Origin of the sequence: Prochlorococcus marinus str. NATL2A (assembly GCF_000012465.1) — a bacterium.
GTDB classification, from domain to species: Bacteria; Cyanobacteriota; Cyanobacteriia; order PCC-6307; family Cyanobiaceae; genus Prochlorococcus_B; species Prochlorococcus_B marinus_B.
This window is the reverse complement of the sequence record NC_007335.2, coordinates 864,954-890,486: the sequence shown is the minus strand read 5'-3', so window position 1 is coordinate 890,486 and position 25,533 is coordinate 864,954. Positions and strand designations below refer to the sequence as shown.

Genomic DNA, 25,533 nt, shown 5'->3' with positions numbered 1-25,533 from the left:
TATATCTAGTTTTTTAATTTTTTAGAACTTATAAATGTATAAAATTTCAAGCTTAGTTATTATATTTGGAGCTTTTCTATTAATTTTATCAATTATAAACATTGTTACTACTAATCAAGTAAATCCAAGCCTAGTTAGAGCAGAGACTATATCTGGAATTTCTTCTATAGCATTAATAACTATAGGATATCTCTGGACCGAAATTAATCCTAAACAACCTTCAAAAGTAAAGTTGAATGGAAATGAAGGTTTTGAACTTTGCAATGAATTATCAGAAGATCAAAGAAATGAATTAGCATGGGGAAGCAAGCAAATACTAACTGCAACAGCGGCAAGTACAATATTAATATATTGGGATAATAGAGTTATACTTAGAAGAGGCATAATATCAAATAATAAATTTAAACCTGGAGAAATATGTAATAGAGCTATTGATCAAAAAAGACTTATTTCGTTAGTAAATACAAAGTTATTTCCAGGGAGAGAAGAATTTGATGACGTTTTAACTGATTTACCTGCAGTGATTGTTTATCCTCTCTCTAATAGGGGCCTAACTATAGTTGGAGGCTGGTCAAAGAGATCATTTACAAATTCAGATGAGAAATGGATTTCAGGATGGTCTGATAAGTTATACGTTCTACTTAGTAAGTAGAAATTTAATAGTTGTTTCTACCTGTTTCTCATTCGATGTGAAAACTAATTTATTATCATTCTTGAACCATTTAGCAAAGTCAGATTTTATTTCTACTTGATATTCCTCTACACCTTCAGAATTACTTATTTTTCTATTAAATCTAGTATTATCTATTTTTAGTAGGCTGGTGTCGATATTATAAAATCCATTAGATGCATTTATCTTAGTATTTTCTAAATTTATAGCAAGTGGATTACTTATATCTATAACTGAGGTATTTAAATCCCAATTAAATGAATTAGTGGTAATATTGTAATATGAATCTTTCAGGAATGATATGTATACATTATTAAAAACTCTTATATTATTTGATAAATTATTTAGGGTTGCATTACCAGATTTAACTTGAAAGTCAATTCCATTTCTATTCAGTATATCAATTGAACTTTCGTATATTTCTATATCGTTAATGGTCGGATCAATTATGGCTTTAGGACTAGTAATTTTTACACTAGTTTCTTTGTTTGGATTTTCTTGTAGTAGTTCAAAATCATTAATATAGCTTTTGTTATCAATCTTTGCAGTAGATTTATTAGATTTCTGACACCCTAAAAGTGCAAATATAGTAAGTATAAATAGTAAATAGATATTGAATGATTTCACTATCTAGGGTCCTCATTAAATTCAATCTTATCCATTACAGGAGTCGGATCCTGTAATCCATTATTAGGATCTAATAAACCCCATTGCAGTGAATCTTTAAAATTTATATTTGAAGTGTCAATATTAAGTTGTTTTAATATTCTATTACTTAAATTTGGTACGATTGGATTAAGTAATATTCCAATAATCCGACATGATTCGAGAACAGAATAAATATCAAGAGCTACAATATTTTTATTAGAAATATCCTTAATTAGTTTCCATGGTGCTCGATCATTTAGATAAAGATTTGCACTATTGGCTAAATCTATTATTGCATTAGCTGAGCTTTTAAAATTACTATCCTTAAATGACTCCATATATTCGATTATCTTTGTCTCTGATTTAACTTTAAGTGTAGAATCAGATGATAAAGTATTATCTATTGGGATATTTTCTTTAAACCATTTTTTCGACATCGTTATTGTTCTATTTAATAAATTACCAATAGTATTACATAAATCACTGTTAACGATATCAACAAATCTTCTCATTTGAAAATCACCATCTTCTCCAAATTCAATATCTCTTAGAAGATACCATCTCATTGCATCGATCCCGCCATATTCCAGAAGTTCAATGGGGTCAAGTACGTTACCTAGTGATTTACCCATTTTCTGACCTTCTCGAGTTAGGAATCCATGTCCAAAAACACTTCGTGGCGTTTTCATACCTGCGGACAGAAGCATTGCAGGCCAATAAACAGCATGAAATCTGAGGATATCCTTACCAATAACATGTATGTTTGCAGGCCAATTACTTAACGATTTTTCGGTTAGTTCCGGTGAGCATTGATCATTAAGAGATCCACTAACATAACCTAGTAATGCGTCAAACCAGACATAAAATGTGTGATCCTTATTTCCTGGAACATTTATTCCCCATTTTAAGTTCACTCTTGAAATTGAGAAATCTCTTAAGCCCTTAGAGACAAAATTTATAATTTCATTTTTTCTACTTTTCGGAGATATGAAACCATCGACATGAATTAATTTTTCAATTTGATCTTGATATTTTGATAATTTAAAAAATAAATTCTCTTCATCTCTCCACTCTAATTCCTTTTTATGGATTGAGCAGATTGGACTTTTATCTTTATCCTCAACATCCTTATATTCCTCACATCCAACACAATACCAACCACTTTGCCTACCCATGTATACATCATCAGATTTCAAAACTTTAGAATAAAATTGATGGACCAAAGATGTATGTTCAATAGAAGTTGTTCTAACGAAACGATCGTAACTAATATTTAGTTTATCCCATAAATACTTATACTTTTCTGTGATTTCATCGCAATGAAGTTGAGGTTCAAGGTTTTTGCTTTCTGCAGTACGTTCTATTTTCTGACCATGTTCGTCAACACCAGTAAGAAAAAGAACAGTATTTCCATTTAGTCTTTCAAAACGAGCTATTGCATCACAAGCGATTGTTGTATATGAACTACCTAGATGAGGCTTGTCGTTAACATAATATAGTGGTGTTGTAATTGTGTATTTCATATTCATTACATATTCTGATTATTATATTATATTTTAAAGGCTTTTGCACTTCAATGATTATAGTTTATATTAATCATTGAATTATCTCAAAATTATTCATATCGTTATTATCATGGTTAGTATTTTTTACGTTAAAATTGTCCCCGATATTTATATTTAATTTTGAATGCAAATTGGATATTGTAGAAAAATTATAATCGACAAAGTATAGAAGGCAAGTATTTTTATACCTATTTATCCAATTAAGCAATATCACACTATATTCATTAAAAGTGTTATTTTCGAACCATTTACCTAACCAATATTTTTGATCTTCTCTAAATCTCATGATATTTTGTCTTCCTTGAATATTAATCTCATGAATAATCTGTTGAACATCATCCTTAGATATGAGAACTTTATTATTAAGAAATCTATTTAATTGATAGTGAACTAACAAGTCAGCATATCTTCTAATGGGAGATGTAGCATGTAAATAAGAAGTTAATGCTAAACTATCATGTTGCATTGGATTTATAGAATAATAAGTTTTACCCATAGTTTTCTTAAGTAAAAAATTATATAAAATTTTATTATCAGAAAGTTGAATATTATCATTACTTACTTTATCTGAGCGTTCTTGAACCCTATATGGAACAGGTATTTTATTTAGCTTAGTAAAATTTGAAATAATATCTCCGTACAAGATCATAGCCTCACTTATAAGTTGTCTTGATAAAGTTGGATCAATTATTTTTATGTTGGGAATCTTATCTTCAACAACTATTTTTCCATAAGATTCTAATATTTCAATTGAACCTAAATTCTTTCTCCAGCTCTTTCTACTTTCTAAAATTGTTGATATAAGACTTAAATCTATCTCTTCTTTTGGCGCATAATCTATAAGTTCATCAGCTTCTATAAAATCTAAGCGATAATCTACTTGTATCAAACTCTGAACAATTTCAGTAGAAGAAATACTACCGTCATCATTTAAGATAACACCTAAGCTTAATGATTCTCTCTTTTCTTTATCACTTAGGCTGAATACATTATTTATTAAGGCTTTGGGAAGCATGTAATAGGTATTGTTAGACAAATAAACAGTTGAGACAAGTTTTCTTGCTTTTTCATCTATACCTGATTGATATTCAATATAGGAGGCAGGGGATGCAATATGAATCCATAACTTGTTCTGACCAGATACTTGTTCTAGTGAAATTGCATCATCTATTTCTACCGTTTTAGAATCATCTATTGTATATGTTTTAAGATGGGTAAGATCTTTAACTGCAGAATTTAAATTATTACTTGTGTTAGATCTGAATATTATATCTTTTATTTCATCTTCTATTATTTTTGTGCCCATTCTATTTTTAATAGAATATTAAAAATATATAACTATCCTTCTGGATTAACAAAGGGAAGTAAGGCAATAATTCTTGCTCTTTTAACCGCTGTTGTTAAGTCTCTTTGTTGCTTAGCTGTTAATCCTGTAAGTCTTCTAGGTAAAATTTTTCCTCTATCAGTAATAAATTTCTTTAATAATTCAACGTCCTTATAATCAATAGGATCGCCTGGCTTTATTGGAGAAAGCTTTTGTTTAAATAGTGAATTAGTCATTTTTTTAAAAGTTTGTATGGGACAATTATTTGATTTCTCTATGAATTGTCATCTTATTTAATTCAGGACAGAATTTTTTAAGTTCAAGTCTCTCAGTAGTGTTCCTACGATTTTTCTCTGTGGTGTATCTAGATACTCCTGCAGAACGTTTTTTTGAGCTAGGAACAGTTCTAGACTCAGTACATTCTAAAGTAACCACAATTCTGGTACCTTTTTTCGCCATATGAACTTAGCTCAACTTTGGTGAGTCTGGGAACAAAGTACAATCTTACTAGGCTAAGCACCCTTTTTTATAAATTCATTTGAGCACCTATGTATAACTCGTGTAAGAACAAATCATGAAGGTATCTGTTTCTTGGCTAAAAGATCTTGTCGAATTTAACAATGATATTGACGAGCTTTCTGAAAAGCTGTCAATGACAGGCTTTGAGGTTGAATCTTTAGAAGACTTATCAGAACAAGCAAAGAATGTTGTTATTGGTTTTGTTGAGGAAATCACGCCGCATCCAAATGCTGAAAAGCTAAAAGTTTGTTCTGTAGATGTTGGTTTACCCAAAAAGTTGAGCATTGTTTGTGGTGCACCAAATGTAAAAGCAGGATTTCACGTCCTAGTGGCGAAGGTTGGAGCTTATTTATCTTCAAAGTCACTAAAAATAAAATTATCTAATTTACGTGGCGTTGAAAGCGAGGGAATGATTTGCTCGCTGGAAGAATTAGGTATTGAAAGTAGTAATGAAGGTATTGAAATTCTTGAAGAAAATGAAGCAAATATCCCACCAATTGGTTCAAATGCTGTTGATTACCTTTGTTTGAATGACACCATAATTGAATTAGCTATTACTGCTAATAGACCTGATGGTATGTCAATGGTAGGTATTGCACGAGAAATATCTACAATAACAAATTCAAAATTAACATTACCAAATTTAAATTACATTGAAGACTTTAATATATTTGAACCAAAAATATGTGATAAAGAAACGATTGGAGTAGACTGTATATACTCAATTACGTATATAGACAGTATTGACAATACTGGAAAGACAAATAAAAATATTTTTAATAAATTAAGTTCATTAAAACAAAATTGTATAAATCCTGTTGTAGACATAACAAATTATTTAATGCTTGAACAGGGACAACCATTACATGCTTTTGATGCAGATCTATTAGATAATATAATTGGTAGAAAGGTTAAACCAAATGATTTTGGTATTAGAAATGGTAAGCAAGGTGAATTATTTGTCGCACTTGATAAAAAGGAATATAAGATAAATCCCACGATAAAGTTGATTACCTGCGACGATATTCCAATAGCAATAGCAGGAGTTATAGGTGGAAATAATAGTTCTGTAAGTGATAAAACAACAAGGATTTGGTTAGAAGCTGCTGTATTTACCCCTACTTCAATTAGAAATAGCAGTAGAGAAATAGGTCTTAGGACAGATGCAAGTAGTAGGTACGAAAAAGGAATATCGTCAAATATGACTACTGCTGTTTCTAAAAGAGCTAGTGAACTAATTTCTGTTCAGTTAGGAGGAGACAATATATCTTCTTATGTTAATACTGATTTCAAGAAAAAAAGTATTAGTGTTAATCTAAGAATGGATAAAATCAATAGCGTCTTAGGTAAATTAAGTAGCTCTGATAGTAATTTTGTAAATAATAATTCTACTAAACTTCGATATCTTAATGAAGATGAGATTGAGACACTCTTATCAAAACTTGGTCTCATACTTACTTCAAATGATTCCGGTTGGAATGTTCAAGTACCTCCTTATAGATCATCTGATTTAACAAGAGAAATTGATTTAATAGAGGAGATAGCGAGGCTAATTGGATATGACAATTTTGATTCAAATATGCCAGATCCTCTTGAGCCAGGAGTACTTTCACCCACTAAGTTAGTTGAAAGACGTTTACGAAATTCTTTCATCCACAATGGTTTTCAAGAGGTAGTTACTTCTTCACTTGTTGGTCCAGAAAATACTGATGATAATGCTGTATTGATTAAAAACCCATTACTATCAGAGACAAGTAGATTAAGAACAAATGTATGGGATGAACATCTTAAAATACTTCAGAGAAACGTATCTTTTGGAGCTGAAGGTTGTTGGATCTTTGAAATAGCAAAGACATACAAAAAAGATAAAGAATGTTTTGTTGAAACTAATTTGTTATCAGGTGCATTGACTGGTAGTAAACGACTTAGTAAGTGGGGCGGAGCGTCAAAACAACTATCGTTAGATTATTTTGAAGCAAGAGGCAAACTTAAGCAATCTCTTGATGTTCTTGGAGTTGAGACTATTGATAAGCAGCTTGCTGAAAAAGATTTTATGCATCCAGGCCGAACTTCTGAATTATTTGTTGAAGGCAAAAGTATCGGCTTCTTTGGTCAAATTCATCCTTCGCAGTCTGAGAAATTTGATCTAATTAAGGAAACTTATTTATTTAACCTTGATTTTGATTCATTGATAAAAGCTGCGACAAGGAAAACAAATTGGACAAGAATTTACAAGGATTACCCCACTGTTCCTTATATGGAAAGAGATATTGCCCTCATACATTCAAAAAAATATAGCTCTTTAGAAATCATGGGTCTAATTAAAAAAACTGGAAGGCCATTATTAGAGAAAGTAGAGTTAATAGATCGTTACGAGGGCTCTTCAATGCCCGAGGATGAGATTAGCCAAGCTTTTCGAATCAGATACAGAGATGCAAAAAAAACATTAGTAGAGAAAGACATTAATCCAATACACGAAAAGATTAGAAATGCTCTTAAAGAAAAAATAAAAGCGGAACTAAGAAGTTAGTCTCAGAAATATCAGCCTTGTCTCTTAGTTAGACCAATAAAGAGTCTAATACAAGACTTGCGAGACCACCGCTTTTTAAGAAAATATATTTAGAGAATAAACATTTTTTGAAGATCGATGTCTTTGTTATTGCTTGAAAATATACATTGATGAAAAATCACTCATATTTAAAATTTTATATTTCAATTGCAAAAACATCTTAAGAATAGTCTCTAAGATCCTTAATGCGACGCAATACAGGACTAGTAATAGGACTGACATTAGACTAATGAGAATTTTTTTAACTAAGGAAATCCATAGAATACATATAGGAGTTGAAAATCCAAGAGATGTTTTGATCGATATCTATGCATAACTGTCTATAAAGCAGTTATGCACACCTCAAAAGCATTTTGCGGCAGTACATTTAAGCCTCGATAATTAAAATGGACAGGAATTGGACTGTAATTTTGTAAGTTAATATTTTTTTAGAGTTTTCTTATTGATTTTAGGTTGAAAAGGACGGATAAATAAGCATTTTAATTTGTTGCTTACATGGTAGTAGTCATTTCAACTGAACAAAGACCATGAAAAAACAAGTAATAAAAGCAAATTTCTCACCATTTTTTTTACAAAGATTGCATTCGTTCAAAAGGAAAAATTCTTATCTTACTTGACTCGTTCCAGACGCGTTATGAGACTCATAGTAAGTCTTGCATGGGATATATTAGACGTCAATTTTTGTATAGATCTTTTAAAAGTTGATATGCTTCATTTAGCTTCCTCATTGATTCATTTGAGCCCCCAGCGTCTGGATGGTTAGATAATGCTTTATTTTTATATGCTTCCCTGATGAAAGAAAGTGTTAATGAAGAGCCGGCCTTTGTGGGTAAACCTAATAATTTAAGTGCTCCATGGACGGTCATGGTTGATTCAAGTGTTTGAAAAGAAGTCACATTATTGCTTCGCTTAAATTTATTAACGAATCTTCGAATGAGAGTAGGAATTCTACTTTTTAGGTTTCTAGTAGAGAATGGATCTTCTAATGCTCCAGCTAATATGATTACTTGATCAAACGTCAAATCTTCATTGTGCCAATCCTTGCAATATGAATTCAACATTTTGCATGCAGCACTCCATGTGAAAGGAATATTTTCCGTTCCATCGACGTTAGGCCATATATCTCTTGCTAGCCAAATCATTGATGCCTCAAGAACATTATCTGTGGGTTTTTGTCCGTAAAGGTAGATCCAATGTTTTACTGCATCATTTTTAGCCTCTAATAAATCGTTTATATCAATAGTAGTAATTGATGTGTCCTCCATATTTTTTATAGACTTGTCCTTGCTTAAACTTCTCTTAAGATTAGTAGCTTGTTTCCTAATAAACCCAGGTAGTTCAATGCCAGATGTTATCTGATCTTTTTTATTCTTATTGTTATTTTCTAAATCATTTTCTAGTACTGAGACATTCTTTATTTCAATATTCTTATCACCAACTATAACAATTGCCTTTTCTTCAGTCTTATTGTCTATTTCATCATAATTGTTTGTTACTAAGTCAGTCTTAGCACTTTGGTTAAGCTCTAGTTGTTGATTATTAGTTAAATCTTCCTCTAAGTCATTTGACAAAATGACTTCTAATAACCTCGCAAAGACAAGTCCTCTACTTCTTAGTCCCCACTCTTTACGAAGACGGTCTACACCTTCTATTAACTCAATTGGCAAGTCAATTGAAATTCTTTTTACCTTCTTCTCTTCAGTTTCTGCTTCTGCCACATCAAGTCATAAACTAAAACTATAGTAATAGGGTTTTGAATCTCAACACTCCTATACGTTTGAATTTATATAAATAGAATCAATATAAAAAAAATAAAATCTTTGATCTTCTTTAAATAATCACTCTTGATACACATTCGCTATAATTAATGTCTATTGTAAATTTAATTAATTTAACCTAGATGGACTTCTGTAATTCTAATCAAGATTGGAGCAAAAGAAAAAAGTTCTTTCAAACTAAAAAATTACATATGTTAATATCGATTAAAGAATCTTATGAAAGGAAACTTGCTGCAATATCAGCTTCTATTTCTAAGCTAGAGGAGCAAATTGAATCAAATCTCTCTACTGTAGAAAGTTAAAAAATATTTTTTATAGTTTAAATTACATCTTTTAAAATAGATTCTGGACCAAATTTAATTAACATATCAATATCTGATCTTCTTGTTCCAAGAAAGTACCCTGCAAATCCAAGTGCATTTATACCGAAACCATGAGCCCTATCCTTTGATCTTACAATTAGTGAAATCCATTTTTCAGTGATAAGAAGATTATATGGCTTTAATGGTTTATCATCATTATTAATATTACCCAAATCCATTTCAATAATCATTGACTTGTATGAATTAAATAAGTCATGAGCATCTATATCTAATTTACTCTTTCTTGGTTTAATTGAAATACATTGTTTGATGTCAGAGTTAAAACCTTCACTATTATTTAGTAAAGAACAAAACCATTCATATCTAGGACAAATATTTTCATATTTATCCCTACGTAATAATTGAAAATGACGATGAGGCTGGCTCGCTCCTGCATCCTTACTGCTATTAAAAAACCATAATCCTGTTGTATCGTTATCAACTTTGGCAATTGCTTCAAAATCGTCGATACTTAACCAACTATTTTGTGGTTTCCAATAATTACTAATTAATAATAAATGCCCAAGTTGTACAGGATATTTATTTAAAATTATAGTGTAATTATCATTTACTGCCTGAACTTCAAGTCTTCTATCCCAAGGGATAAAGGGATTTGCCTTTGGACCATAGTCAATTAAATTTTTTGGAAAGGTTCTTTTTAGAAACCTCAATTCAAAGTCAAAACATTTTTTAATAGATTTATATTTATAAGTTTCTAATGGAATAACAGCTGCACAATCAATAGCTTTTCTGCTGGTTTCAAGAGCTTTCGACCATATTAATTCGCTCTTCACCTTCAATAGACCTTATTCATTAATATGATTATTATAGATTTAACTACTAAAAAGTTAAAGTTCAAATCAAAACTTATTAACTAATTAAATTTCAAGGGATCTGATCTCAATAAAATCGGCAGAGTATTTTTTATCTTTCCTTATTTCTAACTCAGAGAAGGATCAAATGACTGAAAGGCATAATACCTGTCTTCATTTGATTGGATGCTCTACAGCCCTTCTAAAAGGTCTTTCAGGCTATTTAGCGTCTTGGGTATGGTTTGAATTATTCCAGAATAAAAAAATTATTTATGCGAACAAATTCTTTTGTTGGCAAGCATTAAAAATTGATTTAATTCTGAAAATATATTTTATGTTCAATGATTATATAGAAACGCTTGTGCTGGAACAGATCTGAAGCAAAAATAAACGATTCCTAATTTATCATTTTGCAAAAAAGTTTAAAAATCTTGTCAGTTTAGGTTGACGTAAGCAGGGGGGAAGGAGTTAAAACCTCTTTCAGTAATGTGTCCTCGATGGATTGGGACTTTTCTGAAGACGGAGCATTTTTGGCTCTTTGTGACGCTTTTCAAGAGAGCGGCGAAACTTCTGCTATGGAATTTTTAGCCACTGGTGAAGGAGCTTTTCATTTTCAAGAGTTAACTCAAAATGCTGCTGGAGAAGGAATTGATTTAAGTGACTCAGAATCAATGGCAGAATTTCAGATAGAAGTATTAGAGGCGATGGATGAAAATAATATTTAGATTAATTAAAAGTTTAAACAATTAAGTCAATTAATTAAATACCAAAGTATTTAGCTACTGGATGTAATGCAACAATTGCAGTAGTACTTTGTTCTGGATGCAGTTGCTCACTTTCATCCATAGATATATTAATTTTATCTGCATCTAGCCAATCTAATTGCTTTCTAGAATCAGATACCTCTGGGCAAGCAGGGTAACCAAATGAGTATCTACAACCTCTATACTTTACATCCAATATATCTTTAATATTATCTGGTTCTTCATATTTAAAACCACACTCTATTCTAATAATTGAGTGTATATATTCTGCTAGGGCTTCAGCTAATTGTACAGTTAAACCATGGAAAAATAGATAATCAGAATAAGAGTCTTTGCTAAATAATTTATGGGAATAGTCACTAGCTTTTTCTCCCATTGTAACTGCCTGCATAGGTAGATAATCAGAAGGATGATTATCTACTAAGTCATTATAAAAATCTGCGATACAATATCTCTTTCCAGATCTTTGTCTGGGTAATAGAAATTTTCCTAAAAGAGATTTGTGATCAGTGTCATAAACATTTAAGTAATTCCCTTCTCTCCCACATGGAAAATATCCATATACCAATGATGGTGAGATAAGATTATCATTTATGATTTTATTCATCCAATAATCTAATTTTGGCTCAGCCTTTTTCTTAAGAAATTCCTTATAATCTGAAGCCGACATGTCCTTGGATCTTTTCATTTGCCATTGTCCAGCAAATAATGCATTACGGTCTAAGAATTTATAAACATTGGATAAATCAATATCTTTTTCAAGTAAAACCTTGGGGCCTAAAAATGGAGGTTTAATAGATTTTACTGAAGATATATCTTTTGATCTGGAATTGTCGTTAACTTTTTTAACCTCTAAACTCTCTTTTATTACTTTTGGATCTGAATTAGAACTTTTATAAGTTCCAATAGTAATCCCCTCAGGAGCTCCTTCGGAAAAACCTGTTTTGTTATTCCAGTTATTAGCTAATTTAGCTTTCATATATGCGTCCATAAATTTCAAATCAGTGAAGGCATCTCTCCCATAAATAACCTTGCCCTTGTACACACTTGCGCAATCTTGGTTAACAAATTTAGGGGTTAATGCAGCCCCACCTAAAATAATAGGTACATCAATATCTTCCTCATTTAAAGCTTTAAGATTATCTTTCATAAAGGCAGTCGATTTTACAAGTAGACCGCTCATTGCAATGCAATCGGCATGGTGTTCTTTTTGTGCGTTTATAATTGCATTGACATCTTGTTTAATTCCTAAATTAATAACATCATACCCATTATTCGACAAAATAATATCTACTAAATTTTTTCCTATATCGTGAACATCGCCTTTGACAGTAGCTATAATAAATTTACCCTTTGATTGATTTACCTCGGATTTATCCATAAAATCTTCTAAATATGAAACTGCATATTTCATTGTTTCTGCAGATTGAAGTACAAAAGGTAATTGCATTTGACCTGATCCAAATAATTCCCCAACAACTTTCATTCCATCTAGTAAATATTCATTAATTATTACCAAAGGCTTATATTTATTTAATGCTAAATCAAGATTTGAATGTAGATTTGTTTTTTCTCCATCAATAATATGATTCTTCAACTTATCTTCAATAGGTAAATTAATATCCTCATCAATTGAGCTATTATTTAGAAGTTTTTTCGAGTCATCAAAATAAGAAGTTAGGGTCGTTAGGGGGTCATAAGTGCATACACTATTATCTATAATTCTCTTGTCATAAATAAGATCTAAACATATTTTTATCTCTTCTTCACTAATTTTATTTAAAGGTAATATCTTGGATGGTGAAACAATTGCCGAATCTAATCCAGCCTTAATTGCTTCATTTAGAAAGATAGAATTAAGGACAACTCTCGCACTAGATGATAGGCCAAAACTTACATTTGAAATGCCTAGGATTAAATGTACTTGTGGATGTCGATCTTTAATTAACTTAATAGCTTTAATCGTTTCAAAACCATTCTTTCTATCTTCCTCAAGTCCTGTAGATATTGGCAAAGCTAAAGGATCATAAAAAATTTCATAGGGTTTCAACCCAGAATTTGTAGCATCCTTAAAAGCCCTAGTTGCTATTTCGGCTTTTTTTTCTGCAGATCTAGCCATTCCATCTTCATCAATTGTTCCAATTACAACTGCTGAACCATGTTCTTTAGCTAGATCAATCACTTTATGAAATCTATCTTGTCCATCTTCGTAGTTAGTGGAATTTAAAATACATTTTCCGCCAGCATGTTTTAAACCACTCTCCATTTTTTCATAATCCGTTGAATCAAGCATCAAAGGTAAATTGATATTATTAACTAATCTTTTAACCAAGTTCGACATATCTTCTATGCCATTTCTTCCAACAAAATCAACATTTACATCAAGTACATGCGCATTTTCCTTAAGTTGTGATTTTGCTATTCCAACCAGACCATCCCAGTCCTCAATATTCAAAAGTTCTCTTACCTTTTTTGAACCACTTGCATTTAATCTTTCGCCAACTATCAAAAATGAGTTGTCTTGTTCATATGGAATTGACTCATAAATTGAAGATGCAGCTGGAATTATAGATCTTTCCTTTGATAGGTTAATCAACCTACGATCTGATGATAAAAGCTCAAGCGATAAATCTGAAAGTTGTTTTATATGTTCTGGCCTCGTCCCACAACAACCACCAATTAATTGAACGCCTAAATCATTAATAAAATGACTAAGTTGGAACTTAAGTTCCATTGGGGTTAATCGATAATGAGCCTTACCTCCTACATTTTCAGGAAGTCCAGCATTTGGAATACAACTTATGTGAAAGGGTGAATGCTCAGATAAGTATTTAATATGATCTTTCATTTCTTCTGGGCCAGTAGCACAATTAAGGCCCAAAATATCAATATTAAAAGGCTCTAAAATTGTTGTTATGGAAGAAATATCGCTACCAATAAGCATCTGACCTGTAGTTTCCATGGTTACAGATACCATTACTGGGATTTTAATTCCATCACCTATTGCTTCATTTACGCTCTGCAGAGCTGCCTTTATTTGTAAAACATCTTGGCAAGTTTCAATAAGAAAAAGATCAATTCCACCCTCAATCAGTGCTTTAGCTTGTTCAAGATAAGATTTTTTTAATTCATCAAAACTGATATGACCAAGGGTTGGAAGCTTTGTTGTTGGACCAATTGAACCAGCAACAAATCTTGGCTTTTCAGCTGTTTGATATTTATTTGCAATACTCCTTGCTATTTGTGCAGCTTTGAAATTGATCTCATAAGCTTTGTTTCCAATTCCATACTCATCAAGAACAATAGAAGTTGCGCCAAATGTATTTGTTTCTATTACATCACAACCGGCCTCTAAGAATGACTGATGTACTTTCTCAACACTAGAGACAGAGGTTAAAACAAGATTTTCATTACAACCTTCTAAAGAAGCACCACCATAATCATCTGCAGTTAGTTGTTGATCTTGTAAAGACGTGCCTGTTGCACCATCAAAGACTATTATTGGCCTTTTCTCTGAGTTTAGATAGTCTAAAAAGTGAGTCATATAATATATACTTTACTTATAAAAATGAAAAACATAAATCTAAATAAATTATACATTAAGATTTTAATCTATATTCACACGTTTAACCCAATTCTCATATTCGGGTACTAAACCTTCTGTAATTTTAGTTAATTTATCTCTGAGTAAATTCATTGTTGGCATTTCTTTACTCATTAATGTTGTTTCAATCATTTTAATCGGAGTTATCTTTGCAGCTGTGCCTGTTAAGAATACCTCATCCGATATAAATAACTCTGTTTTATCTACAGGTCTTTCAATAACATTTATTCCATTACTCTTAGCAAGTTCTATAACACTTGCACGAGTAATACCTTCAAGAATATCTTGATCTACACCAGGTGTTATAAGATCACCATTCCGAACTATAAAGATGTTCATTCCACTAGCCTCACTAACTTTACCTTGACTATTAAGTAAAAGTGCCTCATCAAATCCACTTTTTACTGCTTCTGTTTTAGCTAATGAGCTTGTTATGTATGCTCCACTAATTTTTCCACGCAGAGGAAGTGAATTGTCTTGCTGACGGGTCCAGCTACTGACACGACATGTAACACCATCTGGTGAAAGATAATCCCCTAATTCTATTCCATAAATAAAGAAATTAGTTTCGATATTATGTAATCTTGGTGCAATTCCTAAATCACTAGTATATACAAATGGTCTTATATAAACAGGTTGAGTAGGTTTATTTTTGACTAGAAACGTTTCTAGAGAGTTTAATACAAAATCCTCATCTAATTCAGTCATCAAAAATTTAGCGCTTTGGCATAATCTTTTTGCATGTTTATCTGCCCTAAATAATAAAAATGATTTACTATTATTTGGGTCAGGGATAGCACGCATCCCACCAAAAGCTGCAGTTCCATAATGAAGAGCGTGAGTAGCTATTGATAGCTTTGCATCATTGAATGGAATACATTGACCCTCAAACCAAGCGAAGGGAAGAAAATTATGCATTTAAGCTAGAGCTAGGATGAAAAAAAATCAGCATTTTTAGTTTTACTGCACTAATTACACATAATAAATGAATGCATAGAATTGCCAGCCTTCCTGGGAATGATCCTCAAGAAGAAATTACATTTATTGAACAACCAAATGCACCAGTTATCTTCTTAACTAGTGCTACATCCGACATAACATGCTTATCCTCTGTATTAAAGCAACCTAAAAATAAAAAGTGGAGAAATAAAATCAGGGCTTTACCAATAGCTTATTTATCATCAAATGCATCAATTGACCATTATATATCCAATACATGTAACACAGCAGAAATCGTTATTGTTAGGTTTTTAGGATCAAGATCATATTGGTCATATGGATTTGAACAATTAAGTTTATGGCAATTAGAGAAACCTAATAGACAATTAATAGTAGTCTCTGGCATAGAGAGTACAGCAAATGATCTTAAAGATATTAGTAGTATAAAAAAAGTTCAAGTTGATTTTATTCAACTTCTATTAAATGAAGGCGGTTTAAAAAACTATAATTACTTATTAAAGGTTTTAGATAACTTAAAAAGTTTAGAGGAAATTAAAGTAGAAAGAGATTTAATTGAATATCATGATGATTTAGTCAAATGGAAATGGATAGATAATGATTACCCTAAGATTGCTATATTTCTCTACAAATCATTATTGCAATCAGGCAACACAGAATTAGCAGACTCAATAGTTGAAATATCAAAAAGACATCAGATAAATGCCAAAATCGTATGGATTACTAGTTTTAAGTCAAAAGATATTCAGAAAGAGATAATAAATTTATTGGATAATGAAAAAATTGAAGCGATCATTACTACTACTTCATTTTCATCAGTTGAATATAAGAATGATAATATAAAAAATAGCCTATGGGACACATTAGACGTTCCTGTCTATCAACTACTTATATCCAGTTCGACGGTTAATGAATGGAAAAAATCAACAGTTGGTTTAAATCCAATTGACTTATCAATTCAAGTTGTTCTGCCAGAAGTAGATGGTCGAATTTGTACAGTTCCAATTGCATTTAAAAATCTTAGCTATATAGATAATGAATTATCTATATCTGTATATAAGACAGAACCTTATGGCAAACATATTGAATGGTGTATTAATTACATAAAAAATCTTGTTTATCTTAGAAAATCAAGTAACTTCAATAAAAAAATTGCCGTTGTAATAGCTAATTATCCTGTTAAGGATTCAAGGATTGCAAATGGAGTTGGTTTAGATACACCAGAAAGCCTTATGTACCTTTTGAGATGGTTAAAAGATGAAGGATATTATTTAGGAGATAGCACCTTGCCACGAACTAGTAAAGAGCTAATTAACAAGTTAATTACTTATAGGACAAATTCTGAAGAAACCATATCTAACGAACCCCAATCATATTTAAGCCTTGTTGATTATTTATACCATTGGAATAAAATGGAATCTAATGCAAAGGAAAAGTTAATTAAACGATGGGGAGAACCAAATTTTTCAAAACAATTAGAAGAAAGCGGGTTCCCGATCAATGGATTTACTCTAGGAAATATAACTGTATTAGTTCAAGCAAGTAGAGGCTTTGAATCAGATAATTTATCAGATTTGCACTCACCAGATCTACCACCTACACATAAATATATTGCGCAATATTTTTGGTTAACGCATTCATTTAAGGCAAATGCAATTATACATCTAGGAAAGCACGGTAGCGTTGAATGGTTACCTGGTAAAGGTGTTGGTTTAAGTAGTAATTGTTTCCCATTTATTATTTGCCCACCAGTACCAAACATATACCCATTTATAGTAAATGACCCTGGAGAAGGGTCACAAGCAAAAAGAAGGACACACGCGATAATTATTGATCATTTAACACCACCACTTTCTCACGCTGGTAGTTATAATGAGTTAATAGAAATTGAGAACCTAATTGATGAATATTATGAATCTAAACTTATAAATGATAATAGAAATGAGTTATTAGAAAAAAAGATTATAGAGTTATTAATTAAAAATTCATGGCCAAGTATTGACCCAAATATAATTAAAGATGATATGAAAAAAATTAATATACAAGAGATAATAGATACTGCAGAAAGTTATTTATGTGAATTAAAACAATCCCAAATAAGGACAGGACTTCATATCTTTGGTGTGAATCTAAGTATGGATAAACTAATTGAATTAACGTTGGCTATATCAAATGTACCTACAGGGAATATCGCTGGTTTATCACAATGTTTAGCTGAAGATTTAGGTTTTACCATAGACCCCTGGAGAGACGAAGAAAGTTTGGACTTAACGCAAATAGATATTAATTTATTTAAAAAATATACCTCTATTAATGCAAGAAAAGTAGGGCAGCTAATTGACTGGTTTAATGAAATTGGAATGTATATAATTGAGTTTCATTGTATACATATACTTAATCTCGAAACCACTGTCAAAAATAAAATCGAACTTGATAGTAAACTACTAAAATATTTAGATATTGAAAACCCAAATATATTTATAAATCATTTAATAACTAATATTTTACCTAGATTATTAAAAAGTTCCAAAACCGAAAAGACTAATTTACTTAAAGCATTGGAAGGGAAGAGAATTGCTAGCGGCCCTTCTGGTGCCCCAACAAGAGGAAAATTAGAGGTCTTACCGACAGGTAAAAATTTCTTTTCTGTTGATATTAGAGCTATTCCAACAGAAACAGCATGGGACCTAGGGAAAAGAAGTGCTGAAAAATTAGTTGATCTTTACCTACAAGAAAATGGAGAGCACCTTTTACATCTCGCTATTTCAATATGGGGAACTTCAACCATGAGAAATGGAGGAGAAGATATTTGTCAACTATTTGCACTTATGGGTCTAATGCCTATATGGGATGGAACTTTAAGAAGAGTTGTGGACGTTGAAGTCATTCCCATGAGTGTTTTAAATAGGCCCAGAGTCGACGTCACATTAAGAATATCTGGTTTATTTAGGGATGCATTCCCACAAATCATTGAATTAATACGAAGAGGACAAAACCTTATTGGGAACTTAAATGAGCCCAATGCAATTAATCCCCTTGCTGAGTCTTATAGAAATGGAAAAACCGACTCAAGAATATATGGATCAGCACCTGGATCATATGGAGCAGGTTTGCAAGAAATTATCAATAATGGCTCATGGGATCATCAATCTGAACTGGCTAATGCATTTATAGAATGGAGTAAATGGCGATATGAAGGTTCAAACAATATTGTTAAAGACAAAAAAGGGTTGGAATATAATTTATCAAAAGTAAAAGTAGTACTACATAGTCAAGATAATAGAGAGCACGACATACTCGATTCAGATGATTACTATCAATTTCAGGGTGGCTTAATCTCTGCTGTAAAGAAAACTAGTGGTAACAATCCACAAGCTTATTTTGCAGATAATTCTAGATATCAACGACCAAGAATACATAAACTTTCAAAAGAAATAGATAAGGTTGTTAGGAGTAGGTTATTAAATCCAAAATGGCTTGAGGGAATGAAACAACATGGCTATAAAGGAGCTTTCGAGATGTCAGCAAGCCTTGACTATTTATTCTCTTTTGATGCAACAACTAACCTTGTTCCTAACTGGTGTTATGAGTCAATTGCAAATAATTGGTTGGTAGATGAAAAGACAAGAAAATTTATTATTGATAACAATCCATGGGCATTAAGAGATATCGCTGAAAGACTACTAGAAGCATCAAATCGAAAGCTTTGGACAGATGCAACTAATGAAGAAATAGCATCTATTAAATCTGCTTTATCTGATATAGACAGTAAAATTGAAAAATTTAATTCCAATAGAAGAAATAATAAATCAGCGTCTTAAAAGAGATAATCCATGAGTATCTGTTCCACATGTTGATAACAATGAATAAGAATTTGCACAATCAAATATTTTATCGCAAATAAACTCTGACGGGATCCAAATAGGTGCTCTTTCGTAGTTGTACCAAGTTTCAACAGCATCAAAATTAAGCTTTGATGCTTCATTAATTAAAATATCAAATGGAAGCTTATATCTTGCAGGATGAGCTAAAACAGCAATTCCATTCGCATTGTGTATCGAATCAACTACATTTGATGCTAGTAATTCATTACCAATAGCAGATCTATGTTCAACATAAGGTAATAAGTGTTTAGAGCTAGGATCAAATCCAAGCCCTAAAACATGGACTAAACATCCTTTTAATAAACAGGTAATTTCTATACCAGTCCAAAGTTTTGGAAAAAATGAACTATCAAGATAATCAGATTCAATAATTTTAACTAATTCAAGATATGCATCAACTGAATGATGATCTGTAATTGCATAATGATCAATATTTAGTTCTAAAGCTTGATTATAGATTTCTATAGGAGACAAACTTCCATCACTATAAGTTGAATGCATATGAAAGTTAATAGAATTTGGACAACTATCTTTAGTAACAGATTTGATTATATTTTTTATACAAAGAAAATCCTTATTAATCATATTAACTAAGTAAGTTGTTTCTTGTTCCTGCGCCATTTGGCATAAAATTGTATACTTGCCGCCATAAAAAGTATTAACCCAAAGATCAACCAACTTGCAGCACTTGTTGGGAATTGGTTTTTAAATACAACAAGCATTACAACAACTACCAACAGTAGTGTTGGCAACTCATTCAATGCTCGGAGTTGCTGACCACTAAAATTGAACTGATTATTAGTTAATTGATTCATAATTCTATAACAATAAAAATGATATATAAGTAGAAATAATACAAATAATAATTTAACTTGCATCCATGCTTGCGATAGATAAGAAGGCTGCATATATAATAGACCAGTTGCCATTATAACAGCCAATACCATTCCTGGAGTGGTAATTATATTAGCTAACCTTTTCTCCATTAAAGTATATTGCTTATTAAAAACTTCCCTAATTTCCTCTTTCTGAGTTTGTACTTCAACATGGTAAATAAATAATCTAACTAAATAAAATAAACCTGCAAACCAAACAACTACGCCGATAATATGAAATGATTTAAACCATAAATATGTCTCTGGCGAAAAATTCATACTAAATCAAATGTTAGGTACGTTCATATCACTCTATACATTACTCTAATAAAGATTAGATGTCGCTAAATAGTTAATAATTTAAAAATAGATTATATATTTTTATCGGGATGAAAATAGTTTCTAATAACAACAGCAGTTGATCTGCCTAAGCCTGGTGTTGATGAAAGTTCAGAAAAAGTAGCCATTTGAATTGCCTCAATTGACCTGAAATGCTCAAGCAATAATTTTATTCTTTGAGGTCCAAGACCCGGTATTTCATTTAACTGAGAACGTTTCATCCGTTGACTCCTTTTTTGTCTATGAAAAGTAATTGCAAATCTATGAGCCTCATCTCTCAGTCTCCTTAGCAAAAGCATTCCTGGTTGATTTGATTCGGTAACTAATGATTGTTTAACCTTCGGAATGAAAACTTCCTCCTTCTTTTTTGCTAAAGAAATGACATTTAAATTTTGATCAAGTTTCAGGCCCTCAAGAGCTGCTACGACAGAACTTAATTGACCTTTACCTCCATCTATCACAACGAGATCTGGCCAGTCATTTAAATTCAGATTATCAAGAACACTGCTTTCATTACTTAATAGGGCATCAATATCTCCACCTTCTTCTTTAAAACGAGCCCATCTTCTAAATCTTCTAGTTATCACTTCAGCCATTGATTCGAAATCGTCGCTATGACCAATTTTTATATTCGGGCTTTTAATTTTATATCTTCTATAGTGTTGCCTTGCCGCAATACCATCAATAAATACTACTTGTGATGCAACAGCATCACTTCCTTGGATATGGCTTATGTCATAACATTCAATTCTCTTTGGAATATTTTCTAAATCAAGGATATTAGTCAGATCATCAAGTTCAACTAAATTCTTATCCTGAGATTGTTTAATTCTTTGTAATTCTAAATTAGCATTTTTTTCTACGAGTTTAATAATCTCTGCTTTTCTAGATCTTTTAGGAACATTTATATTAACTTTTTGTTTTTTTATTTCACTAAGCCAATCTGAAATTAAAATATTATTTACAAGTTGATGTTGAACTAATATTTCTGATGGGATTTCAACAGGATCTACATTTGAATAATGATTTTCTATTACTTGTTGAAGTATTTGAGATGAATTAAAATTACTATTATCTGAGAAATATCCTAAACGACCAATTAATTTACCTGATCGCATTTGAAAAATTTGTACTGAGCTTATATTTTCTTCTGATGCCATTGCAATTATATCCCTACAAACAGATGAATCAGGAATAATCATCTTTTGAGATTCATACAATCTATCTATACCCTTAAGCTGATCTCTAACTGATCCAGCCTCTTCAAATTTCAATGACTCTGAAAAAGAAATCATTTGTTTTTCTAATAATATTCTTAATTCATCTGTTCTTCCTTGAAATATCATTTCAACACGTTTTAAAGTGTTTTTATAATCTTCTGAACTTATTTCTTCCTGACAAACACCAGGACATCTTCCAATTGAATAATTAAGGCATGTTCTATCCTTATAAAGTGGAATTCTTCTTTGCCTGAGTGGAAACAATTTTTTTATACTAAATAGAGTCTGTCTAAGTAAATAAACATCTACATAAGGACCATAATATTTATCTTTTAATTGTCGTTGACGCCTTTTTCTAGTTAAAAATATTCTTGGATATTTATCACCCCATGTAATGCAAACATAGGGATACTTTTTATCATCTTTTAGTAAAACATTGAAATATGGTTGATGAGATTTAATTAAATTTGATTCTAATGTTAATGCTTCACTTTCATTATCAGTAACAATCAATTCAATATCTGCAACTTGTCTCACCATTAAAGATATTCTAGGACTTAATTCATTACCTGAACGAAAATAACTTCTAACTCTATTCCTTAACTTTTTAGATTTACCAACATAAAGCAATCTATCCTCACCATCTTTCATCAAATAACATCCAGGATCATTAGGTATATCCTTTAAAAAATCCGATAATCTTGACTTGTCCCTTATTAACGGTGTTAGTTCCACCGAACTTGTCTCGATAAATTAACCACCATAATTCCAACCTGTGCTCGCTAAATTTAAGGCAGATCCATCTTTATTCAATACTGCACTCTTTACTTCAGCGACGAAAACTGTGTGATCTCCATGCTCGACTCCTGAAATGACTTCACATTCAACGCCACCTATGACATCTTCGATTAACGGCATGCCTAATTCTCCATAAGTGAATTTACAAGCTTCAAATCTTCCTCCTAATCCTTTTTGAGGCTTAAAAAACACAGCTGCTAGGTCCTTTTGATCTTCTCTCAAAACATTTAAAGAAAACATCTTTGTTCTTTGAATAATTCCATGACTAGATCCATCGGCACGAACAGCCATTACAACTAATGGTGGTGTAAATGAACCTTGTGTTACCCAGCTAGCTGTAAAACCATTTATTTCATCACCCTCTCTTACTGCACATATAAATAATCCATGAGGGATTTTGCGCAAAAGAACTTTTTTTGCATCCTGATTGAGAGTCATGCGCTTTGATACGTTTATAGATATGTGATTCTATGAAAGAAATGGACATTTTTAAAGCTAAAAAACAATGAAGGCGCTTTATCCGGGTAGTTTCGACCCATTAACATTTGGGCACCTTGATCTAATTCAAAGAGGAAGTGATTTATTTGGAGAGGTTCTCATTGCAGTATTAGAAAACCCATCAAAAAAGGCAACTTTCTCGTGCGAGAGAAGAATCGAGCAGATTAAAAATGCTACAAAAGATATCCCAGGTTGCAGAACAATAGCTTTTAAAGGATTAACTGTTGATTGTGCTCATGAAAACAATGCTGATCTTATTTTAAGAGGCTTAAGAGCTATGAGTGATTTTGAATATGAACTACAGGTTGCTCATACAAACAGATCTTTAAATAATCAGTACGAAACAATTTTTCTCGCGACAGAAACGCACCATAGCTTTTTAAGTAGTTCAGTAGTTAAAGAAGTCGCAAGATTTGGCGGTGAGATTCGCCATATGGTTCCTGAATTCATCGCTAAGGATCTTATGAAACTAAATACTAATTAAGTACAATAATTAGTATTATCTACTATTGATAAAATATTAATAATATTCTTCGTCGAATTTTCCTTATTATTAACAATAATACTAAATATTTTATCTTTGCCTAATATAATACCAGAAATAGATCTAACGTTACTAAGTCTTCCTGATTTAGCTAAAATTCTACCTTTGAGATTTATTGGGGCTTTTACATTTTTCAATGATCCTCTAACCCCTAAAATAGAAAAAGATGAGAAATAATAATCGGAATATCTACTTAATTGCATTCTTCTCAAAAATTGAGATAAACCATATGTAGTAACTCTATTTTCTCTTGATAAACCACTAGCATCAGCAAAGATAAAATCATCTGAATCAAAGTTTTGATCATTTAACCACTTAGTGTATTTAACATTAGGAAAATCATGAGACCAATTATTTAATGAATGTCTGAAAACAACCTCAGCTGTATAATTATGGCTTTCAGAATTAACTAGATTAAGTAAAATATATAAGGGCGCAGAATTAACACTTTTGATAGTAGAAGCAAAATCAACAGAAAAATCCTTATAAACAGGTTTAATAAAATATTTACTTGATAAGTTATTTCTTACTAGAGAAGTATTTAACTCATTAATAAAATTATCTATTGGATTATTTAAAGCTTTAGTACTTGCATTACTAGCTATCGAGTACTTAGTAATTGGTGCTCCATACTCCTCTTTCCTATCAGAATAGGACCAGCTAGGGGGCCACCAAGTATTTTTATTACTACTACTGATTAAAATTGGTAATTTAATACCCGTATTAATCTCCTTACTATTTAGTCCTCTTAGTAACTCATCTAAATGTCTTTTATTAAAGTCAGGATCACCAGATGCATCAAAGTATAATCCTCCACTACTCATCTCTTTTAGAGATGTTTTGAGAATATAGTTTGGTCCTAAATTATCTAAAGAAAAAGCGCTCGACAAAATCTTTTGATTCGAAGCAGGAATTCTAGGGATTTTTCCATTTATATCTACAATATACTCACCATTTTTATTTAAAATGTTAACACTTATTTGACTATTAAAGTTATCAATATAATCCTCTATCTTTTTTTGCAATGCATAACATATATTTGTCTCCTCAGGACTTATAGTATTAATATTAATTCTTTGTCGGACGTAAGAATATATCGAAAATATATTACCATTGGCTGTATTTATCGATATAATTATTAATCCAATAAATAAAGAAAGATTTTTTTTCATTAATTTACAAGTTAAGGATTATTGTTTCATCGTCAGGTCTATTAATAAATGATTTAACAAAAGTATAACCATTATTATTTAATTTAAAAAGTTCCCAATCATTGGGATATCTTTTTAATAATGCACCCATCGATAATGGTTGAACAAAGTATAAAACTTTCCATTTTTTAGCAAATCTTTTTCTCATTTCTCTTCCTACGCTTCCAATTCCAACAATTGGATCCTCCAGCTTACCATTAATCATAATTACATTAGATTTTGCATGTGAACATACTTGTTCAAACATTTCTATATCATATGGTTGAGGAGAACAAACTAATAATATAGAATTTGACAAATCTGTAGAATTAATAAATTCTTTAAAAGTAAAGATCTTAGTAGCTAATTCAGGATAATCTCTTTTCGCGAGAGCTGCTCCACCAGCATCAGCCCACAATAAAATATTATCGTATTTAATTTCTGTAAGTTTATTAGATAAACGAAAGATAATTGGATTTAGTCTTAATCCATCGAATTTTAGATTTATAGATAGAAATGATTGTTCGGAGTTACTTAAAAAGTAACTTTGAACAGATTCATATACATTTGATTCAGCCTCTTTAAGATCTGATGGCAACATATTCATTGTTTA

At 31.2% G+C, this 25,533-nt stretch carries 20 protein-coding genes; 5 read left to right on the top strand and 15 right to left on the bottom strand.

Annotated elements, in window-relative coordinates; translation table 11 throughout:
- Nucleotides 1-34 precede the first annotated feature (34 nt).
- Nucleotides 35-652: a cofactor assembly of complex C subunit B gene (locus tag PMN2A_RS04660; RefSeq protein ID WP_011293878.1), complete on the top strand. Its 618-nt coding sequence runs from the start codon at nt 35-37 to the stop codon at nt 650-652.
- On the opposite strand, the gene lptC is transcribed toward PMN2A_RS04660, so the two are convergent.
- The 5 genes from lptC to rpmG form a co-directional block, all read right to left on the bottom strand.
- Nucleotides 638-1,297, bottom strand: coding sequence for an LPS export ABC transporter periplasmic protein LptC (lptC, locus tag PMN2A_RS04655; RefSeq protein ID WP_011293877.1), 660 nt, complete (start codon nt 1,295-1,297; stop codon nt 638-640). The two genes, PMN2A_RS04660 and lptC, sit on opposite strands and share 15 nt — an antisense overlap.
- The gene (gene metG / locus PMN2A_RS04650; RefSeq protein WP_011293876.1) at nt 1,297-2,847 is read right to left on the bottom strand and encodes a methionine--tRNA ligase; all 1,551 of its coding nucleotides are present in this window, start codon (nt 2,845-2,847) and stop codon (nt 1,297-1,299) included. The genes lptC and metG overlap by 1 nt, the downstream gene beginning before the upstream one ends.
- Nucleotides 2,848-2,914: 67 nt before the next feature.
- Nucleotides 2,915-4,189 (bottom strand): ribonuclease catalytic domain-containing protein, encoded by a 1,275-nt coding sequence (locus tag PMN2A_RS04645; protein ID WP_011293875.1) that lies wholly within the window; start codon nt 4,187-4,189, stop codon nt 2,915-2,917.
- A 32-nt stretch (nt 4,190-4,221) separates the two neighbouring features.
- Nucleotides 4,222-4,443 carry a 30S ribosomal protein S18 gene (gene rpsR, locus PMN2A_RS04640; protein ID WP_011293874.1) on the bottom strand — a complete coding sequence of 74 codons (222 nt, stop codon included), beginning with the start codon at nt 4,441-4,443 and terminating at the stop codon, nt 4,222-4,224.
- Nucleotides 4,444-4,468: 25 nt separating this feature from the next.
- The gene (gene rpmG, locus PMN2A_RS04635; protein ID WP_011293873.1) at nt 4,469-4,666 is read right to left on the bottom strand and encodes a 50S ribosomal protein L33; all 198 of its coding nucleotides are present in this window, start codon (nt 4,664-4,666) and stop codon (nt 4,469-4,471) included.
- 115 nt (nt 4,667-4,781) lie between these two features.
- Here rpmG and pheT point away from each other — a divergent pair, with 115 nt between their 5' ends.
- Nucleotides 4,782-7,256, top strand: a complete 2,475-nt coding sequence (pheT, locus tag PMN2A_RS04630; protein ID WP_011293872.1) for a phenylalanine--tRNA ligase subunit beta — start codon at nt 4,782-4,784, stop codon at nt 7,254-7,256.
- A 713-nt stretch (nt 7,257-7,969) separates the two neighbouring features.
- Here the strand turns inward: pheT and PMN2A_RS04625 are convergent.
- Nucleotides 7,970-9,013 (bottom strand): molecular chaperone DnaJ, encoded by a 1,044-nt coding sequence (locus PMN2A_RS04625; protein ID WP_011293871.1) that lies wholly within the window; start codon nt 9,011-9,013, stop codon nt 7,970-7,972.
- Between the two features lie 379 nt (nt 9,014-9,392).
- Nucleotides 9,393-10,229: a DUF4922 domain-containing protein gene (locus PMN2A_RS04615; protein WP_011293869.1), complete on the bottom strand. Its 837-nt coding sequence runs from the start codon at nt 10,227-10,229 to the stop codon at nt 9,393-9,395.
- Between the two features lie 515 nt (nt 10,230-10,744).
- On the opposite strand from PMN2A_RS04615, the gene PMN2A_RS04605 reads away from it, so the two are divergent.
- Nucleotides 10,745-10,972 (top strand): hypothetical protein, encoded by a 228-nt coding sequence (locus PMN2A_RS04605; protein WP_011293868.1) that lies wholly within the window; start codon nt 10,745-10,747, stop codon nt 10,970-10,972.
- Nucleotides 10,973-11,006: 34 nt separating this feature from the next.
- Here PMN2A_RS04605 and metH read toward each other — a convergent pair whose 3' ends face one another.
- A complete protein-coding gene (gene metH, locus PMN2A_RS04600) occupies nt 11,007-14,555 on the bottom strand; it encodes a methionine synthase (protein WP_011293867.1) in 3,549 nt (1,182 codons plus the stop codon).
- A gap of 63 nt (nt 14,556-14,618) precedes the next feature.
- Nucleotides 14,619-15,533, bottom strand: a complete 915-nt coding sequence (locus PMN2A_RS04595; protein WP_011293866.1) for a branched-chain amino acid transaminase — start codon at nt 15,531-15,533, stop codon at nt 14,619-14,621.
- Nucleotides 15,534-15,604: 71 nt separating this feature from the next.
- Here PMN2A_RS04595 and cobN point away from each other — a divergent pair, with 71 nt between their 5' ends.
- Nucleotides 15,605-19,393: a cobaltochelatase subunit CobN gene (gene cobN / locus PMN2A_RS04590; protein ID WP_011293865.1), complete on the top strand. Its 3,789-nt coding sequence runs from the start codon at nt 15,605-15,607 to the stop codon at nt 19,391-19,393.
- Here the strand turns inward: cobN and PMN2A_RS04585 are convergent.
- The 4 genes from PMN2A_RS04585 to PMN2A_RS04570 all read right to left on the bottom strand — a co-directional run bounded on the left by PMN2A_RS04585 (nt 19,382) and on the right by PMN2A_RS04570 (nt 23,126).
- Nucleotides 19,382-20,077 (bottom strand): PHP domain-containing protein, encoded by a 696-nt coding sequence (locus PMN2A_RS04585; RefSeq protein ID WP_080502530.1) that lies wholly within the window; start codon nt 20,075-20,077, stop codon nt 19,382-19,384. The two genes, cobN and PMN2A_RS04585, sit on opposite strands and share 12 nt — an antisense overlap.
- Nucleotides 20,047-20,610 carry a protoporphyrinogen oxidase HemJ gene (gene hemJ, locus PMN2A_RS04580; RefSeq protein ID WP_011293863.1) on the bottom strand — a complete coding sequence of 188 codons (564 nt, stop codon included), beginning with the start codon at nt 20,608-20,610 and terminating at the stop codon, nt 20,047-20,049. Before hemJ ends, PMN2A_RS04585 begins: the two co-directional genes overlap by 31 nt.
- A 92-nt stretch (nt 20,611-20,702) precedes the next feature.
- A complete protein-coding gene (gene uvrC / locus PMN2A_RS04575; protein ID WP_011293862.1) occupies nt 20,703-22,625 on the bottom strand; it encodes an excinuclease ABC subunit UvrC in 1,923 nt (640 codons plus the stop codon).
- Between the two features lie 18 nt (nt 22,626-22,643).
- Nucleotides 22,644-23,126, bottom strand: coding sequence for a flavin reductase family protein (locus tag PMN2A_RS04570; protein ID WP_011293861.1), 483 nt, complete (start codon nt 23,124-23,126; stop codon nt 22,644-22,646).
- A 67-nt stretch (nt 23,127-23,193) separates the two neighbouring features.
- On the opposite strand from PMN2A_RS04570, the gene coaD reads away from it, so the two are divergent.
- The gene (coaD, locus tag PMN2A_RS04565) at nt 23,194-23,670 is read left to right on the top strand and encodes a pantetheine-phosphate adenylyltransferase (RefSeq protein WP_011293860.1); all 477 of its coding nucleotides are present in this window, start codon (nt 23,194-23,196) and stop codon (nt 23,668-23,670) included.
- Here the strand turns inward: coaD and PMN2A_RS04560 are convergent.
- Together PMN2A_RS04560 and PMN2A_RS04555 are read right to left on the bottom strand one after the other, a co-directional pair.
- Nucleotides 23,667-24,902: a D-alanyl-D-alanine carboxypeptidase gene (locus tag PMN2A_RS04560; protein ID WP_011293859.1), complete on the bottom strand. Its 1,236-nt coding sequence runs from the start codon at nt 24,900-24,902 to the stop codon at nt 23,667-23,669. The genes coaD and PMN2A_RS04560 overlap by 4 nt on opposite strands.
- A 4-nt stretch (nt 24,903-24,906) precedes the next feature.
- Nucleotides 24,907-25,527 carry a DUF1995 family protein gene (locus PMN2A_RS04555; protein ID WP_011293858.1) on the bottom strand — a complete coding sequence of 207 codons (621 nt, stop codon included), beginning with the start codon at nt 25,525-25,527 and terminating at the stop codon, nt 24,907-24,909.
- Nucleotides 25,528-25,533: the final 6 nt, after the last annotated feature.

Coding starts and splice junctions, on each gene's coding strand:
- PMN2A_RS04660 (WP_011293878.1), top strand. CDS start 35: ATGTATAAAATTTCAAGCTTAGTTATTATATTTGGAGCTTTTCTATTA.
- PMN2A_RS04585 (WP_080502530.1), bottom strand. CDS start 20,077: ATGGCGCAGGAACAAGAAACAACTTACTTAGTTAATATGATTAATAAG.
- hemJ (WP_011293863.1), bottom strand. CDS start 20,610: ATGAATTTTTCGCCAGAGACATATTTATGGTTTAAATCATTTCATATT.
- PMN2A_RS04645 (WP_011293875.1), bottom strand. CDS start 4,189: ATGGGCACAAAAATAATAGAAGATGAAATAAAAGATATAATATTCAGA.
- PMN2A_RS04605 (WP_011293868.1), top strand. CDS start 10,745: ATGGATTGGGACTTTTCTGAAGACGGAGCATTTTTGGCTCTTTGTGAC.
- rpmG (WP_011293873.1), bottom strand. CDS start 4,666: ATGGCGAAAAAAGGTACCAGAATTGTGGTTACTTTAGAATGTACTGAG.
- cobN (WP_011293865.1), top strand. CDS start 15,605: ATGCATAGAATTGCCAGCCTTCCTGGGAATGATCCTCAAGAAGAAATT.
- PMN2A_RS04560 (WP_011293859.1), bottom strand. CDS start 24,902: ATGAAAAAAAATCTTTCTTTATTTATTGGATTAATAATTATATCGATA.
- pheT (WP_011293872.1), top strand. CDS start 4,782: ATGAAGGTATCTGTTTCTTGGCTAAAAGATCTTGTCGAATTTAACAAT.
- PMN2A_RS04570 (WP_011293861.1), bottom strand. CDS start 23,126: ATGACTCTCAATCAGGATGCAAAAAAAGTTCTTTTGCGCAAAATCCCT.
- metG (WP_011293876.1), bottom strand. CDS start 2,847: ATGAATATGAAATACACAATTACAACACCACTATATTATGTTAACGAC.
- PMN2A_RS04555 (WP_011293858.1), bottom strand. CDS start 25,527: ATGAATATGTTGCCATCAGATCTTAAAGAGGCTGAATCAAATGTATAT.
- rpsR (WP_011293874.1), bottom strand. CDS start 4,443: ATGACTAATTCACTATTTAAACAAAAGCTTTCTCCAATAAAGCCAGGC.
- metH (WP_011293867.1), bottom strand. CDS start 14,555: ATGACTCACTTTTTAGACTATCTAAACTCAGAGAAAAGGCCAATAATA.
- PMN2A_RS04595 (WP_011293866.1), bottom strand. CDS start 15,533: ATGCATAATTTTCTTCCCTTCGCTTGGTTTGAGGGTCAATGTATTCCA.
- coaD (WP_011293860.1), top strand. CDS start 23,194: ATGAAGGCGCTTTATCCGGGTAGTTTCGACCCATTAACATTTGGGCAC.